This is a genomic window from Acinetobacter sp. CAU_H_60 (genome assembly GCF_058599385.1).
Map to the genome: position 1 here is coordinate 1 of NZ_CM178653.1, position 15504 is coordinate 15504.

Annotated in this window: 12 protein-coding genes; 9 read left to right on the forward strand and 3 right to left on the reverse strand. The window is 43.5% G+C overall.

All coding sequences use genetic code 11. The features are described 5' to 3' along the window. From dnaA to AC4MBN_RS00025, 5 genes are all read left to right on the forward strand, one after another. Window positions 1–1383 (forward strand): chromosomal replication initiator protein DnaA, encoded by a 1383-nt coding sequence (gene dnaA / locus AC4MBN_RS00005; protein ID WP_004780349.1) that lies wholly within the window; start codon window positions 1–3, stop codon window positions 1381–1383. Window positions 1384–1492: 109 nt separating this feature from the next. Then, a complete protein-coding gene (gene dnaN / locus AC4MBN_RS00010; protein ID WP_416657096.1) occupies window positions 1493–2641 on the forward strand; it encodes a DNA polymerase III subunit beta in 1149 nt (382 codons plus the stop codon). A 25-nt stretch (window positions 2642–2666) separates the two neighbouring features. Beyond that, window positions 2667–3749 (forward strand): DNA replication/repair protein RecF, encoded by a 1083-nt coding sequence (recF, locus tag AC4MBN_RS00015; protein WP_491880452.1) that lies wholly within the window; start codon window positions 2667–2669, stop codon window positions 3747–3749. Between the two features lie 54 nt (window positions 3750–3803). Beyond that, on the forward strand, window positions 3804–6269 hold the full coding sequence (gene gyrB, locus AC4MBN_RS00020) for a DNA topoisomerase (ATP-hydrolyzing) subunit B (protein ID WP_419365830.1): 2466 nt from the start codon (window positions 3804–3806) through the stop codon (window positions 6267–6269). 192 nt (window positions 6270–6461) lie between these two features. Then, complete coding sequence (locus AC4MBN_RS00025; RefSeq protein WP_180014798.1) at window positions 6462–6809, forward strand: hypothetical protein; 348 nt, start codon at window positions 6462–6464, stop codon at window positions 6807–6809. A 695-nt stretch (window positions 6810–7504) separates the two neighbouring features. Here the strand turns inward: AC4MBN_RS00025 and AC4MBN_RS00030 are convergent. Then, entirely contained in the window at window positions 7505–8668 is a 1164-nt protein-coding gene (locus AC4MBN_RS00030; RefSeq protein WP_159124281.1) for a zinc-dependent alcohol dehydrogenase, read from the reverse strand. 304 nt (window positions 8669–8972) lie between these two features. After that, a complete protein-coding gene (locus tag AC4MBN_RS00035) occupies window positions 8973–10916 on the reverse strand; it encodes an ATP-binding cassette domain-containing protein (RefSeq protein WP_419365827.1) in 1944 nt (647 codons plus the stop codon). A 211-nt stretch (window positions 10917–11127) separates the two neighbouring features. Between AC4MBN_RS00035 and AC4MBN_RS00040 the strand changes: the two genes are divergently transcribed. From AC4MBN_RS00040 to erpA, 4 genes are all read left to right on the forward strand, one after another. Next, window positions 11128–12132, forward strand: coding sequence for a putative solute-binding protein (locus AC4MBN_RS00040; RefSeq protein WP_180004174.1), 1005 nt, complete (start codon window positions 11128–11130; stop codon window positions 12130–12132). A 254-nt stretch (window positions 12133–12386) separates the two neighbouring features. Further along, window positions 12387–13397 (forward strand): putative solute-binding protein, encoded by a 1011-nt coding sequence (locus tag AC4MBN_RS00045; RefSeq protein ID WP_004780360.1) that lies wholly within the window; start codon window positions 12387–12389, stop codon window positions 13395–13397. Window positions 13398–13591: 194 nt separating this feature from the next. Continuing rightward, window positions 13592–14605: a putative solute-binding protein gene (locus tag AC4MBN_RS00050; protein ID WP_491880974.1), complete on the forward strand. Its 1014-nt coding sequence runs from the start codon at window positions 13592–13594 to the stop codon at window positions 14603–14605. 116 nt (window positions 14606–14721) lie between these two features. Then, window positions 14722–15057 carry an iron-sulfur cluster insertion protein ErpA gene (erpA, locus tag AC4MBN_RS00055; protein WP_004780362.1) on the forward strand — a complete coding sequence of 112 codons (336 nt, stop codon included), beginning with the start codon at window positions 14722–14724 and terminating at the stop codon, window positions 15055–15057. Between the two features lie 60 nt (window positions 15058–15117). On the opposite strand, the gene AC4MBN_RS00060 is transcribed toward erpA, so the two are convergent. Continuing rightward, window positions 15118–15495 (reverse strand): hypothetical protein, encoded by a 378-nt coding sequence (locus AC4MBN_RS00060; RefSeq protein ID WP_162835342.1) that lies wholly within the window; start codon window positions 15493–15495, stop codon window positions 15118–15120. Window positions 15496–15504: the final 9 nt, after the last annotated feature.

Below are 15504 nucleotides of genomic sequence, written 5' to 3' on the forward strand. Positions count from 1 at the left end.
ATGCTTTGGACAGACTGCTTAAATCGCTTGCGACAAGAGCTCTCTGGAAATGTCTTTACAATGTGGATTCGCCCATTGGTTGCGGAAGAGCTGGACGATACCCTGCGTCTTTATGCACCTAATCCGTATTGGACGCGCTACATTCAAGAGCATCATCTGGAACTGATTTCGATTTTGGCCGAACAGCTGTCTGAAGGTCGCGTACGTAAAGTTGAAATTCTGGTGGATTCGCGTCCGGGTGCAATTTTATCTGCCAGTGAACAACCAGCGACGACAACAGCGGCTTTGGAATCTGCACCTGTGGTTGCGCCAGCGCCGCGTCCTAAAAAAGAAAAAGAAGATTCAGGCAAAAATAGCCGTAAACGTCAGCTGAACCCTTTATTTACCTTCTCGTTATTTGTTGAAGGCCGTTCTAACCAGATGGCGGCTGAAACCTGCCGTAAGGTGTTAACCCAACTTGGGGCTTCACAGCATAACCCGCTATTTTTATATGGTCCGACTGGTCTAGGTAAAACCCACTTAATGCAGGCCGTCGGGAATGCATTATTACAGGCAAAACCCAATGCCCGCGTGATGTATATGACTGCGGAAAGCTTTGTGCAGGATTTTGTCAGTTCCCTACAACAGGGCAAGGTTGAAGAGTTTAAGAAAAACTGCCGTTCACTGGATCTTTTGCTAGTCGATGATATTCATTTGCTGGCAGGTAAAGAAGCCAGTCTGGTTGAGTTTTTCTATACCTTTAACGCGCTATTGGATGAATCGAAGCAAATTATCCTGACCTCGGATCGTTATCCTAAAGAATTGACCGAACTGGATCCACGTCTGGTTTCACGTTTTTCCTGGGGCCTTTCTGTGGGTGTGGAACCACCGGATATCGAAACCCGAATTGAAATCTTGCTGAAAAAAGCCGAGAACACCGGTGTAGATTTACCACGTAACTGTGCGCTATTTATCGCCCAACAAGTAGTGGCGAACGTACGTGAACTTGAAGGTGCGCTAAACAAAGTGGTAGCGATCTCGCGTTTTAAAGGAACGCCGATTGATCTGGATGTGGTACGTGAGTCTTTGAAAGATGTCCTCGCAATTCGTGCCCGTACCATCAGTACTGAAAATATCCAGCGTGTCGTGAGTGAATATTTCCGCATTCCGCTTAAAGAGTTGGTGGGTCCCAAACGTACCCGTATTTATGCTCGTCCACGTCAGCTCGCAATGGGTCTGGCACGTGAACTGACCGGCGACAGTTTCCCGGAAATTGGTATGGCTTTTGGTGGTCGAGATCACAGTACAGTCATGCATGCCTGCGAAAAAGTACAGAGCCTGCGCGAGGAAGATCCGATCTTCAATGAGGACTATAAAAACCTGCAACGCCTGTTGCAGAGTTGACCTAAAACGCTCAAATTCTGTTCTTGCTATGCGGCCTGTTTTGCCGCATAGTTAACTGCTAAAAATTCAACTTTTATCTTATTAATCTTCAGCTTTAGAGGAATGTACCGTGCGTTTAAAAATCGCGAAAGAAAGCTTACTGAATGTTCTCTCACATGTCGTAGGAGCGGTTGAACGTCGCCATACCTTAAATATTCTTTCAAACCTGAAAATCCAGGTGACTGCTGAAGCTTTGACCGTCACTGGTTCCGACTTGGAAGTAGAACTGGTTGCTAGCACCCAGTTGGCTGAAGGTGCATGTCTGCAAGCCGGTGAAACCACTGTTCCAGCACGTAAGCTGATTGATATCTGTAAATCTCTGCCATCATCAGCCCTGATCGACCTGCAAATTACCGATGACCAGCGTTGTATTCTGAAATCTGGAAATAGTCGTTTTGTGCTCGGTACTTTGCCTGCAGATGACTATCCATTACTGAATACCGAAAATACCCAAGGCACGCAAGTGACTGTGACTCAGCGCGAATTAAAACGTCTGTTTGAAAAAACGGCTTTCGCCATGGCAGTGCAGGACGTACGTTTCTACCTGACTGGTACTTTACTTGAAATTGATGCCAATCAGCTTCGTGCGGTAACGACAGATGGTCACCGTCTGGCACTATGTGAAACAGCAGCACAATCGACAGCAACTCAACCGATTCAGGCGATTGTTCCACGTAAGGCAGTCGCTGAATTGCAACGTTTATTAAGCGTTGAAGATGAGCAGCTTTCTCTGCTGATTGGCCGTGAATTATTGAATGTGACCATTCGTATGGCCAGCCGTGATAAAGAACAGGCCGATATTACGGTTCGTTTCACCACGAAACTGATTGACGGTAAATTCCCGGACTACCGCCGTGTGATTCCACGTGGTGGCGACAAGAATGTGATTATTGCGCATGACGTGTTCAAGCAATCTTTACAACGCGTGGCTATTTTGAGTAATGAAAAACTGCGTGGCGTATTCCTGAACTTTAATGCCGGTTCATTACAACTTCGTGCCAATAACCCAGAACAGGATGAGGCGATTGAGGATCTAGCCATCCAATATGCAGATGCACCACTGGAAATGTCATTCAATGCGCAATACCTGATTGAAGTGCTAGGTGTACTAGATGGTGAAGATGTATCAATGACCATGACTGAAGCGAATCAGTCTGTGCTGGTTCAGGATCCATCTCATACCGATCAGACCTATGTCGTGATGCCAATGCGTGTCTAAGCGACAGCTGAGCTAAGCCAACGCTATGCATATTACGCGTCTTTATATTGAACGTGTACGAAATTTAGAAACGGTTGCACTCAAGGGATTGCAACCGTTTAATGTTTTTTATGGCCAGAATGGTTCAGGCAAGACTTCAGTACTGGAAGCTATTCATTTACTGGCCGCAGGACGTTCCTTTCGTACCCATATCCCGAAAAATTACATTCAGCATGGCGCCTCGGATGCGATTGTGTTCGCCCAATCAGAAACTGAAAAAGTCGGCATGCAAAAAATGGCCAGCGGGGAACAGTTGATCAAGGTGAATGGTGATGCCATTGCGACTCAAGGCCAGCTTGCCAAAATGTTACCCTTACAACTGCTTGATCCACAAAGTACCGATATTATCGATCATGGTGCCAAACCACGTCGTCAGCTATTGGATTGGTTAATGTTCCACGTGGAACCAGAGTTTTATCATGCCTGGCAATATTATTCACGGGCCCTAAAACAGCGGAACAGTCTGCTTAAATCCAAACGTTTTCTAAGTTTGTCTGATCTGGAACCGTGGAACCAGATGCTGAGTGAATATGGTGAGATTTTGCACTCCCAGCGTGTCGGCATCGTGGAACAGTGGAAGCCCTTTTTTGAGGATGATCTCAAGCATCTATTACCGGATCTGGAGATTTCTCTGGAATACAGTCCCGGCTTTCACAGTGAACATGGCCTGCTGAATGACCTAACTAATCATCATGATAAAGATGTAGAACGGCGCTATACCGAATATGGTCCACATCGCGCAGATTTGCGTCTCAAGACCCCTTTGGGTGATGCCGATGTGATCTTATCTCGCGGACAAAAAAAGCTTTTAATGATGGTACTTAAACTGTCGCAAATCGCAATGCTGCATTCTTGTAATAAGGAAACTGTGGTATTATTAGATGATGTGACAGCAGAATTAGATTTAACCGCACAACAACGTTTAATTGAGCGATTGAGCCAGCTTGGTAGTCAAGTTTTTATTACCACCTTAGACCATGAATCAGTACAAAAGCACCTACATGATCTGTCTATCTCATATCAGTTATTCAATGTTGAAAACGGTACAGTTCAAGTTGTTGTGCAATAGTTTTTAAATTTTTACCTATCTTTGGATAAACCTATATTTCACTAGGGAGAAACCATGAGTTCAGAAGATCAAGCTGCTTCTCAAACAGAACAAACCACTGAAAAAGCTTATGATTCCTCTAGCATCAAGGTATTACGTGGTTTAGACGCAGTACGTAAGCGTCCAGGCATGTACATTGGTGATACAGACGATGGTACCGGCTTACACCACATGGTCTTCGAGGTCGTAGATAACTCGATTGATGAAGCGCTGGCAGGTCACTGTGATGAAATTTTAGTGACTATTCATGAAGATGAATCAGTTTCAGTATCGGACAATGGCCGTGGTATTCCGACCGACATTCACCCTGAAGAAGGCGTGTCTGCTGCAGAAGTGATTCTAACCATCCTGCATGCTGGCGGTAAGTTTGATGATAACAGCTATAAGGTTTCTGGCGGTCTGCACGGTGTAGGTGTATCCGTAGTAAATGCGTTGTCAGAAAAACTGGAATTAACCATTCATCGCGCTGGTAAAATCCATGAACAGGAATACCGTCATGGTGATCCACAATTCCCGTTAAAAGTGGTGGGTGAGACCGATAAGACCGGTACTCGCGTGCGTTTCTGGCCAAGTGTTGAAACCTTTAGCCAGACCATTTTTAATGTCGATATTTTGGCACGTCGTTTACGTGAACTGTCCTTCCTGAATGCAGGTGTACGAATCGTATTACGTGATGAACGTATCAATGCCGAATACATTTTTGACTATGAAGGTGGTTTGGCTGAGTTTGTTAAGTACATTAATCAGGGTAAAACCCACCTGAATGACATTTTTCATTTCACCACTCAGGCGGAAAATGGCATTGGTGTGGAAGTTGCACTGCAATGGAATGATTCTTATCAGGAAAATGTACGCTGCTTTACCAATAACATCCCGCAAAAGGATGGCGGTACTCACTTAGCCGGTTTCCGTGCAGCACTGACCCGTGGTTTAAATAACTATATGGACAGTGAAAATATCCTGAAAAAAGAAAAAGTTGTGGTTTCAGGTGATGATGCGCGTGAAGGTTTGACTGCGATTGTGTCAGTAAAAGTGCCTGATCCGAAATTCTCTTCACAAACCAAAGAAAAACTGGTATCGAGTGAAGTGAAATCTGCCGTTGAGCAGGCTATGAACAAGGCATTCTCTGAATATCTGTTAGAGAATCCACAGGCGGCTAAATCAATTGCAGGCAAGATCATTGATGCAGCGCGTGCCCGTGATGCGGCGCGTAAAGCACGCGAAATGACTCGTCGTAAGAGTGCGCTCGATATCGCTGGTCTTCCAGGTAAACTGGCGGATTGCCAAGAGAAAGATCCAGCTTTATCTGAACTGTACCTGGTCGAAGGTGACTCTGCGGGCGGTTCTGCAAAACAGGGCCGTAACCGTAAGATGCAGGCAATTCTGCCGCTAAAAGGTAAGATCCTGAACGTGGAACGTGCCCGTTTTGACCGTATGATTTCTTCTGCAGAAGTGGGTACGCTGATTACGGCACTCGGCTGTGGTATTGGTCGTGAAGAATATAACCCGGACAAGCTTCGTTATCACAAAATCATCATCATGACCGATGCTGACGTGGATGGTTCACACATCCGTACATTGTTGCTGACTTTCTTCTTCCGTCAAATGCCGGAGCTGGTCGAGCGTGGTCATATCTATATCGCGCAGCCACCGTTGTACAAGCTGAAAAAAGGCAAACAGGAACAGTACATCAAGGACAATGATGCACTGGAAACTTACCTGATTTCGAATGCGATTGATGAGCTGGAACTGCATATCAGTGCCGATGCCCCTGCAATTCGTGGTGAAGCTCTGGCCAATGTGATTACCGATTATCAAACTTCACAGAAGAGTCTGGCACGTTTAACTGTACGTTATCCTGCAAGCTTGCTGGATGCCTTGATTTCACTGGAAGCATTCAAGCTAGATCAGCTGGAAGATAAAGCGTATGTGGAAACCTGGGGTGAAGACCTGCGTGCAGCGATTGAAAAAATCCAGCCAAGTTTACGTCCTGAATTGAGCCTGGAACGTTTTGAAAAAGACGTTGATGGTCAGACAGTAGAAAGCTGGTTGCCACGGATTACGATTTATGTGCATAACCTGCCGCATCATTATCTGCTAGATGCTAGTCTGCTCAGCTCAAGTGAATATGCGCGTTTACTGAAAAACTCGAAAAGCTGGTTCACGCTGCTTGAAGAGGGTGCTTATTTACAAAAAGGTGAGCGCAAGATTCAGGTCAGCAGCTTCCATCAGGTTTGGCAGCACATTCTGCAAGACTCTCGCCGCGGCATGATGATCCAGCGTTATAAAGGTCTGGGTGAGATGAACGCGGACCAGCTGTGGGAAACCACGATGGATCCGGAAAACCGTAACATGCTACAAGTGACGGTACAGGATGCGATTGAAGCAGACCGCATGTTCTCTTGTCTGATGGGAGATGATGTGGAACCGCGTCGTGCCTTCATTGAAGAAAATGCCTTGAATGCTGATATTGATACCTGATCCATCGGAATAAATCGAAACGAAAAAGCGCCTTTTAAGGCGCTTTTTTTACGTAAATTTTCTATTAATGCCGGATGAACTGTTTAGAATAATTTTAATCTAAGTAGTTTTTAGACCAATGATCCGCTGATATTAGGTTTCAAAAAAGCCTGGTTCAGTAGAATCTAGTCTTATTTATAAAGAGGTTTATCCATGGATAGCCAGCTTGAAGAAATACGTGAGATCTGGGCCAATGCATTCTACAGTGGTGACTATGATGTGCTACGCCACTATGAACATCAGGACTTTCAGGTGGTTTTTGAACAGGAAGGCCGCGTAGAAGGAAGTTATCTGCGTTATGACCGGATTGCTCATGCGGTACAAAACGGCGTATGGAAACCGCTGAAGCCAGACATAGAATATGAAGAATACGAGTACAATGAAGATCAGACCGAATGCCGGATCTTAATTGGACTGGAACATAATAAACAGCGTCTTCAGGAGGTCTGGAAGCTAGAGGATGAATGGAAAATTCTAGAACTTAGATTTTTGAAATCCTAAACTTTCGATGATTTATCAAGTTAATTCGAAATTTTCTAAAAATATTTGAATAGTGTTGTTTAAATCTTGCTTAAACCCTGATCAATCATGTGGATAACTGAAAAGTTATCCATATTTTTTATGTGAATAAGATAGTATTTATCCACAAGTCATATTGTCTTTCTTATCTCTCATTTTTTAAATTCAAATTTAATTTCTGTATCTTGTGGATAAGTGCTTTTAAATTTAAAATAGGTTTTTGAATTTAAAAGCTTGATTAGAGCCATATCCTCTATGTTCTTTAACAGCAACCAGTCCAGATGAATTTTTATCTGTTTTTAATGAAAAATTATATAAATAACTTAAAAATTAATGCTTTATTTTGATATTGTAGATTTAATTAATAATCAGCGTGGAACATATTTTAATTATAAAAATCTTCATTGTAGCTAAACTACATAATTGGTTTAATAATCAAGTGAACTTTCATTTTTTTATTAATGAATCATAGGGTTATAGATTTTTTAACTTTTACTCCTATAGCTTAATTCTTTTTTAAGTTTGGTCATCACATGACCTAGTGCCAGTTCATCTGATAAACAGGCAATAGATCTGAGCTTTTAGAAACTGAAAATAGAAAAAATACGATTTATAAAATAAGTGTAAAAATAAAAAAAAGCGCCTAACGGCGCTTTCTATTTTTTTAACCATTGTATTTATGGCGTCAGAATAATCTTGCGACAGTCTTCTTCACGTTTATCGAAAATACGGTAGCCTTCTGCAGCTTCTTCCAGTTTCATGCGATGGGTAATAATCACTTCTGGAGACAGCTGGCCATTTTCTACATATTCAAGTAATTGTGGCAGGAATTTATGTACATGCGTTTGACCCATTTTAAAGGTCAGTCCTTTATCAAAGGCATCACCAAACAGGAAGCCGTGAATTGGACCCGCATATACGCCTGGTACACTCACCACACCACCACGGCGTACTGCGGCGATACATTGACGTAGGGCAAAGCCACTCGAACCTTCAATTTTTAGATTGGTCATCACAGTTTCAAGCAAACTGCCTTTGGCCTCGAAACCAATCGCATCAATGACGGCATCAACACCACGATGACCGGCAGTATTCTGAATGATATATTCAGCTGCATCCACTTCATCAAAATTCACCGGAATAGCACCATAAGTTTGATGGGCGAAACGCAGGCGGTAAGGGTGGTGATCGACCATAAAGATTTGCTCTGCGCCCAGCATACGTGCGCAGGCAGCCGACAGTAAACCAACCGGACCAGCCCCATAAATTGCAACACTGGAACCGCGAGTGACCTGGGCATTGGTTACAGCCTGCCATGCAGTAGGCAAGATATCGGTCAGGAACAGGACTTTTTCATCCGGTAATGATCCCGGTACTTTGAACGGTCCTACATTACCCTTAGGTACACGGACATATTCTGCCTGTCCGCCTGGTACACCGCCATATAAATGGCTGTAACCAAACAGAGCCGCACCTGGTGGAATCTGTTTTTTATTGATAATTGCACCACGGCCGGTATTGGTATTTTCACAGGCAGCCATCAGTTCATGTTCACAGAAAAAGCAGTGACCACATGCAATCACGAAAGGAATAATGACCCGGTCGCCTTTTTTGACTTCTGTGACTTCAGGGCCGACTTCTTCTACAATTCCCATAAATTCATGGCCGAAAATATCGCCATCTTCAGTAGCCGGAATTTTACCCCGGTATAGATGCAGATCTGAGCCACAGATGGCAGTCGCTGTCACCCTTAAAATGACGTCATCTGGTTCCTGAATCACTGGATCTGGAACGGATTCAACTCGTACATCCCGAGCACCATGATAGGTAAGAGCACGCATGCGGATTTCCTCTCTCTAGTTCAACATTAAACAGACTCGTATCAAGGCTGCCAAAAATAAAAAACACTTTTATTAGAGCCTTATGCGCCAAGAAATCGTTGTAAATTAATGTATGAAATAAGACATCCGAGTGTTTAAAAAATAAACCTATATAGGATTTGCGTAATTCACTACAAAATATGTCAAAAACGGTTTCGACGAAGAAATGAGGGAAAAGACGGAGAGAGCAATATATAAAAAGTATAAAAAAAGAGATTAGCTCCAGTTGCAGCTAATCTCTAAGATTTGAATCAAGGTTTAAAACTTAACCTTCCTGAAAAGATTGCTCCAAACTTTCCAGCTCCATCATCAGTTCTAACATTTGCTCTTCGGCAGTTTCCAGTTTCTGTTTCAGTTCAGTTTGCTCGTTCATGAGTTTCAGCAAGCCATCTTTACGTGCAGCTTCATATAAAGCGCTATCTGCCAGCAATTCTTCAATTTCTGCCAGACGCGGTTGTAACTTGTCGATTTGCGCTTCACATTTTTCAATATTCTTGCGAATTGGACGAGTCTGCTCACGACGCTGAGCAGCCAGTTTACGCTGTGCTTCCTTATCTACTTTGGCGACAACCACAGGTTTAGCTTCTGTTTCTACTACCTGTGCTTTGGCCAAGGCATTCTGCGCATTGATCTGCTGTTGACGCGCTTCACGTAACCATTTGGCATAGTCCTGCAGATCGCCCTCAAATTCAGTACAATGTCCGGCATGTACTAACAACAATTCATCACATACTGTCGCAATCAATTGACGTTCATGCGAGACCAGTACCACCGCACCTTCAAAATCCTGCAAAGCCATAGTCAGGGCATGGCGCATATCCAGATCCAGATGGTTCGTCGGTTCATCGAGAATCAGTACATTTGGACGCTGCCAAACAATTAAAGCCAAAGCCAAACGGGCACGTTCACCCCCAGAGAAACTCTCACATGGGGTATCCATGCGCTCACCGCTAAAACCGAAACTGCCGAGAAAAGAACGTAAAGAAGCTTCACTGATTTTTGGATCGGCGATGCGTGCCAGTTGCAGCATTGGGCTAGCATTAGCATCCAAAGCATCCATCTGGTGCTGAGCAAAATAACCGATATTGAGTAATTCTGAGGCCTTACGTTGACCATTTAATAAGGGCAGATCTCCGACTAAGGTTTTGATCAGGGTTGATTTACCTGCACCATTCATTCCCAGTAAACCGATACGTGAATTTGGAGTAATTTGCAGGTTAATTTTGCTGGCAATCGATTTATCGCCATAACCAATTTCCGCCTGTTCCAAGGCCAGAAGTGGTGAACTCATTTTGGTCGGTTCACGGAAACTGAAGGTAAAAGGTGTATCGACATGAGCAGGGGCGAGATCCTGCATGCGCTCCAGCATTTTAATCCGACTTTGGGCCTGACGTGCTTTGGTCGCTTTGGCTTTAAAACGGTCAATAAATTTTTGTAGATGTGCCCGGGCTTCCTGCTGTTTCTCAAAGGCCTGTTGTTGTTGCGCCAGACGTTCACTACGAGTTACTTCAAAAGTTGAATAATTACCGGTATAGAGGGTGAGTTCCTGATTCTCAATATGCAGAATATGATCCGTCACGGCATCCAGAAAATCACGGTCATGCGAGATCAGCACCAAAGTGCCTTCATACGCCTTTAACCAGTCTTCGAGCCACAAAATTGCATCCAGATCCAAGTGGTTGGTTGGTTCATCCAGTAATAACAGATCTGAACGGCTCATCAGGGTACGGGCCAGATTCAGACGCATCCGCCAACCGCCTGAAAAGCTGGAAACATCCAGACGGATCTGATGATCCATAAAGCCTAAACCAGCCATCAACTGTGCTGCTTTAGATGGAGCAGAATAGCCATGAATCTCGTCAAAACGGCCATGTAGCTGTGCCAATTCTGCATCGGACAGCTGTTCCGGATGCGCTAATTTAGCCTGTATATCCCAATACTCTTCATCGCCTGACAGAACAAAATCAATGGCTGGCATATCCAAGGCTTTAATTTCCTGAGCCATATGCGCTACGGTCCAAACGGATGGACGGGTTAGCGAACCCTCATCTGCACTGAGCTCACCTAAAAGAGCCGCAAACAGGGTAGATTTTCCTGCGCCATTCACGCCGGTTAAACCAATTTTCCAGCCGGGATGAAGCTGCATGGAGGCTTTTTGAAATAACACTCGCCCACCACGGCGTAACGAAACTTGGTCTAACTGAATCATTGAACTTACTAACAAGGGCAAAAGAGAATGCTGCTATTCTAATGGAAAGCCGGAAGAAAACAAAAAATCTTCGTTGCAGTTTATCCTGTTCAGGCTTTAAAAATTTATAGATTCATATATGATGAACTATGTTTTGAGTAAATACTCTATTTTGTTTAAAAACCGAAAGATAGAGCCATCAAGGTTCATAATAATATTGAGTAGAATAAAAATGAAAAAAGGATTTTTAATTTTATCTGCACTGGGCCTATGGGCTTCGAGTGCACATGCTGCCCCAGTCAATGTCTGTGTATTTGATTTACTGGGGAAATCGGGTGAATCCTTCAAACTGCTGGAAGAATGGGCATTAGCCAGCAAGCAGTGGGGGGCTACGGTTCAATTGATTGCTTATCAGGACGAAGCCAAAGTCGATCAGGATGCCAAAGCCGGAAAATGCGATGGCTTCTATATGACATCCATGCGCGCGCGAGCTTATAACAAATTTGCCGGTTCGATTGATGCGATTGGCGGCGTTCCTAATAATGATATTGCCATGAAAGCGGTGAGTTATGTGCTGGATAAACGTAATACCAAACGGATGACCACCCAGATCGGCAAGGAAAAATTTGAAGTAGCCGGTATTGGCCAGATTGGTCCTGCTTATATCTTTGTCCGTGATCGTAATATGAATAAGTTGGAACATATTAAAGGCAAGAAGTTTGCGGTTCTACATTATGACTATGCCCAAACGATTATGGTGAACCGGGTAGAAGCCGTACCGGTGAATTCGGAAATTTCTAATTTCATCCGTAAATTTAATCAGGGTGAAGTGGATATTGTGGCAGCACCCGCTTATGCCTTTAAACCTCTTGAAGTGACCAAAGGACTGGGGCAGAAAGGAGCCATGATTAACTTTCCGGTGGTCAATGTCACAGCAGATCTGATTATTCGACCGGATAAATTTCCGGAACAGTTTGCAGCCAATTCCCGACAATGGTTTGTTAAGCAGTTACCCCGTAGCTTCGCGATGGTGAAACGTATGGAAGCAGAAATCCCGCGTAAATATATTCTGAACCTGAGCCGTGAGGAACAGGTCAGTTATCAAAAAATTCTGCGTGAAGGACGCATGGATTTAACCAAACAGGGCATCTATGACGCTGGCATGATGACAGTATTAAAACGGGCACGTTGTACTGTAGAAAGAACTAATTTCGAATGCTCAATCAGTGGTGAATAATTTTAAAATCATGTATATCTTTGTAACTACAGCGAATGAAATGTAATTCAAAGTAGCCAAGTTAAAACATTAAGATACTGATATATTTATAAAAAAATTAGATAAAGGAAATTGGATAAAGCTCATTTATCTTTATAGGCCAAAAAATGACTTTTATCTGGAGTAAATGCTCTATTTTTTTGAAATAAATTTGCTTAATATTTGACGCGTGTACGGACACTCAGCTAACAACAAGGTTTCAAAGGATAACTAAAATGAAAAAAACACTCTTATCATTGGCTGCATTTTCTGCATTTGGTTTTGCAGGTGTGGCACATGCAGAAAAGGTCGATATCTGTGTGTTTGACCTACTTGGTAAATCTGGCGAGTCTTTCCAGATGGCTCAGGAATGGGCACTGGCAGCAAAAGGCTGGGGCGCAGATATTAATCTGATCGCCCGTCAGGATGAGGCCGTCGCTGACAATGACTTTAAGGCTGGCAAATGTGATGGTGTATTCATGACCGCCATGCGTGCCCGTCAATACAACAAGTTTGCCGGTTCAATCGATGCCTTAGGTGGTGCTCCAAGTAATGCCATTGCACAGCGTGCGATTAGCTTCGCTTTGGATAAGCGTAATGCCGCTAAAATGGTTACGACCATGGGCGGTAAAAAATATGAGGTGGCTGGGATTGCGCCATTAGGTTCAGCTTTTATCTTTGTACGTGACAAAAACATTAACTCCATTGAAAAAGCGGCAGGCAAGAAGTTTGCTGTTCTTGGCTATGATGATGCGCAAAAAATCATGGTTCAACGTGTAGGTGCTCAGGCTGTAGTGTCTGATGTATCCAACTTCGTGGCCAAGTTTAATAATGGTCAGGTCGATATGGTGGGCGCACCGGCGTATGCGTATAAGCCACTCGAAATCTATAAAGGTTTGGGCAATAGCGGTGCCATGTTTAACTTCCCGGTACTGCATGTCACTTCTGACTTTGTGATTCGTCCGGAAAAATTCCCGGCTGGTTTTGGTCAGAAGTCTCGTGACTGGTTCATTAAAAATCTGCCTAAGAGCATGGCGATGATCAATCGTCTGGAAGCCGGTATTCCAGCGAAATATAAGCTGAATCTGAGCGCGGAAGACAAAACCAAGTACCAGAAGCTATTACGTGAAGGGCGTATGGATATGACCAAGCGTGGAATCTATGATGCCAGCATGATGTCAGTACTGAAACGTGCGCGTTGCTCTGTCGATAAAGCCAACTTTGAATGTTCACTTTCTGGCGAATAATTTGATTTTTAAGGAAAAAAGCTTAGATTTATCTAAGCTTTTTTTATATTAAACAAAGTCAGATCTGCCATTGCAGATCACGGCAAAGCAGTTAAGCTGATTAAAAATAATGCTTTCATGTTTAGTATAAAAAACAATAACATGTAGCACTTAAAGCAGATAACAAAAACAAGGCAATCAAGGAAAGCAAAATGATGCAGAGAGGATGGAAAGCCCTGGCTGTAGGTGCAGCACTCGTGGCAGTTTCAGGTCTGGCTCAGGCAAAACAGGTGGTATGTGTATTCGATCTGGTCGGCAAAAATGGCGACGTCTATGCCGTAATGAAAGACTATCAGCTGGCCGCAAAAAATTGGGGCGCTGATATCGAGCTCAGGGTAAATACCAATGAAGCCGTCGTCGCAGAAGATTTTAAAGCCGGTAAATGTGACGGGATCAGTGTCACTGGTATGCGCGGCCGTCAGTTCAATCGTTTTACCGGTTCGCTCGATGCGATTGGTGCAATTCCAGATCTGAACCTGGCAGTTAAAGTGATGCAAGGCCTCGCGAGTCCGACTTTTGCCAAGCTCATGGTTCAAGGCAAGTATGAAGTCGCAGGGGTGATTCCGGTAGGTGATGCCTTCCTGATGGTCAATGACCGGAGTATTAATACTGTGGCGAAAGCAGCAGGTAAAAAAATTGCTGTACTCGACTATGACGAAGCACAAAAAATCATGGTTCAGCAGGTGGGTGCACAGGCAGTCAGCGCCGATGTGACCAACTTTGGCTCTAAATTTAACAATGGCCAGGTCGACATTATTGGCGCGCCGGCTGCCGTATTTAAACCGCTAGAGCTGCATAAAGGTTTGGGTAGCAAGGGTGCTATTGTGAATTATCCGGTATTGCAGGTCACCGGTAATATTATTATTCGTCCAGATAAATTCCCGGTAGGATATGGACAAAAATCACGTGAATGGGTGAAGAGCCAGTTACCACGTGCTTTTGGAATTTTAGGTAAAATGAAGGCAGATATTCCATCTAAATACTGGATGGATATTCCTGAAGCAGATAAACCAGGTTATCAAAAGCTGATGCGTGATTCGCGGATTGATCTGACCAAACGGGGTATTTATGACAAACGCATGATGAAGTTACTCTGGCAATTCCGCTGCAAGCAGAATCCGAAAAACTTCGAATGTGCATTACAGGATGAGAACTATAAACAATCCTGATAAAATTACTCTGATTTGACTTTTAATCTGTACAGACTGACCATATATTGAGTGTGTTATACTTGAAATATGGTCTTTTCTTTTTAAAGACATTCCATTCAACAGAGGAATCCGCCATGAATGCTCAAGCGCTTGTGCTCACCGACAATGCCGCAAATAAAGTACGCCAGTTGCGTGACAGTGAAGGTAACCAAGACTTAATGCTCCGTGTGTATGTCACCGGTGGCGGCTGTTCAGGTTTCTCTTATGGCTTTAACTTTGCGGAAAGCCAAAATGAAGATGATGCAGAATTCGTCAATGGCGATGTCAAAATGCTGGTCGATTCTCTGAGCTATCAATATCTGGTTGGTTCAGTGGTTGACTATGTTGAAGGCCTAGAAGGTTCACGTTTTGTGGTACAAAACCCAAATGCTACCACTACTTGCGGTTGTGGATCTTCATTCTCGATCTAATACATATCAAGTTGAATAAAAAAGTCCTCGTATGAGGACTTTTTTATATCTGAAGAAAGCTTAGCTTTCCAGTTTGACCGCTTCAAGCAAGTCAAAAATCACTGTAGTGACATCCTGACTCAGTTCACGGTTATTAAATATCTCGTAGGCTGTAATGGTAATGTCCGTATCGCTCGGCAACAGACGCTGTTCTTCCTCAATCAAGTCATTGATCGGCAATAAGGTCTGTTTCACTTGCAGATGCAAAATATCCTTAAATTCAAGATTTTCATCATCCAGCTCGATCAGCTGTTCATTGAAATAAGGCAGCAAAATTGAATGAAGATAAGGTTGAATATCCTCGATATCAAAGATCTCGATATCACGGGTTTCATCAATCGTACTAATGTGGTCATTTACTTCAATTAAAATATGGTAGTAACTCACATGAATCTCCAAGAAAGTTGG

Coding starts and splice junctions, on each gene's coding strand:
- dnaA (WP_004780349.1), top strand. CDS start 1: ATGCTTTGGACAGACTGCTTAAATCGCTTGCGACAAGAGCTCTCTGGA.
- recF (WP_491880452.1), top strand. CDS start 2,667: ATGCATATTACGCGTCTTTATATTGAACGTGTACGAAATTTAGAAACG.
- gyrB (WP_419365830.1), top strand. CDS start 3,804: ATGAGTTCAGAAGATCAAGCTGCTTCTCAAACAGAACAAACCACTGAA.
- AC4MBN_RS00025 (WP_180014798.1), top strand. CDS start 6,462: ATGGATAGCCAGCTTGAAGAAATACGTGAGATCTGGGCCAATGCATTC.
- AC4MBN_RS00030 (WP_159124281.1), bottom strand. CDS start 8,668: ATGCGTGCTCTTACCTATCATGGTGCTCGGGATGTACGAGTTGAATCC.
- AC4MBN_RS00035 (WP_419365827.1), bottom strand. CDS start 10,916: ATGATTCAGTTAGACCAAGTTTCGTTACGCCGTGGTGGGCGAGTGTTA.
- AC4MBN_RS00040 (WP_180004174.1), top strand. CDS start 11,128: ATGAAAAAAGGATTTTTAATTTTATCTGCACTGGGCCTATGGGCTTCG.
- AC4MBN_RS00045 (WP_004780360.1), top strand. CDS start 12,387: ATGAAAAAAACACTCTTATCATTGGCTGCATTTTCTGCATTTGGTTTT.
- AC4MBN_RS00050 (WP_491880974.1), top strand. CDS start 13,592: ATGCAGAGAGGATGGAAAGCCCTGGCTGTAGGTGCAGCACTCGTGGCA.
- erpA (WP_004780362.1), top strand. CDS start 14,722: ATGAATGCTCAAGCGCTTGTGCTCACCGACAATGCCGCAAATAAAGTA.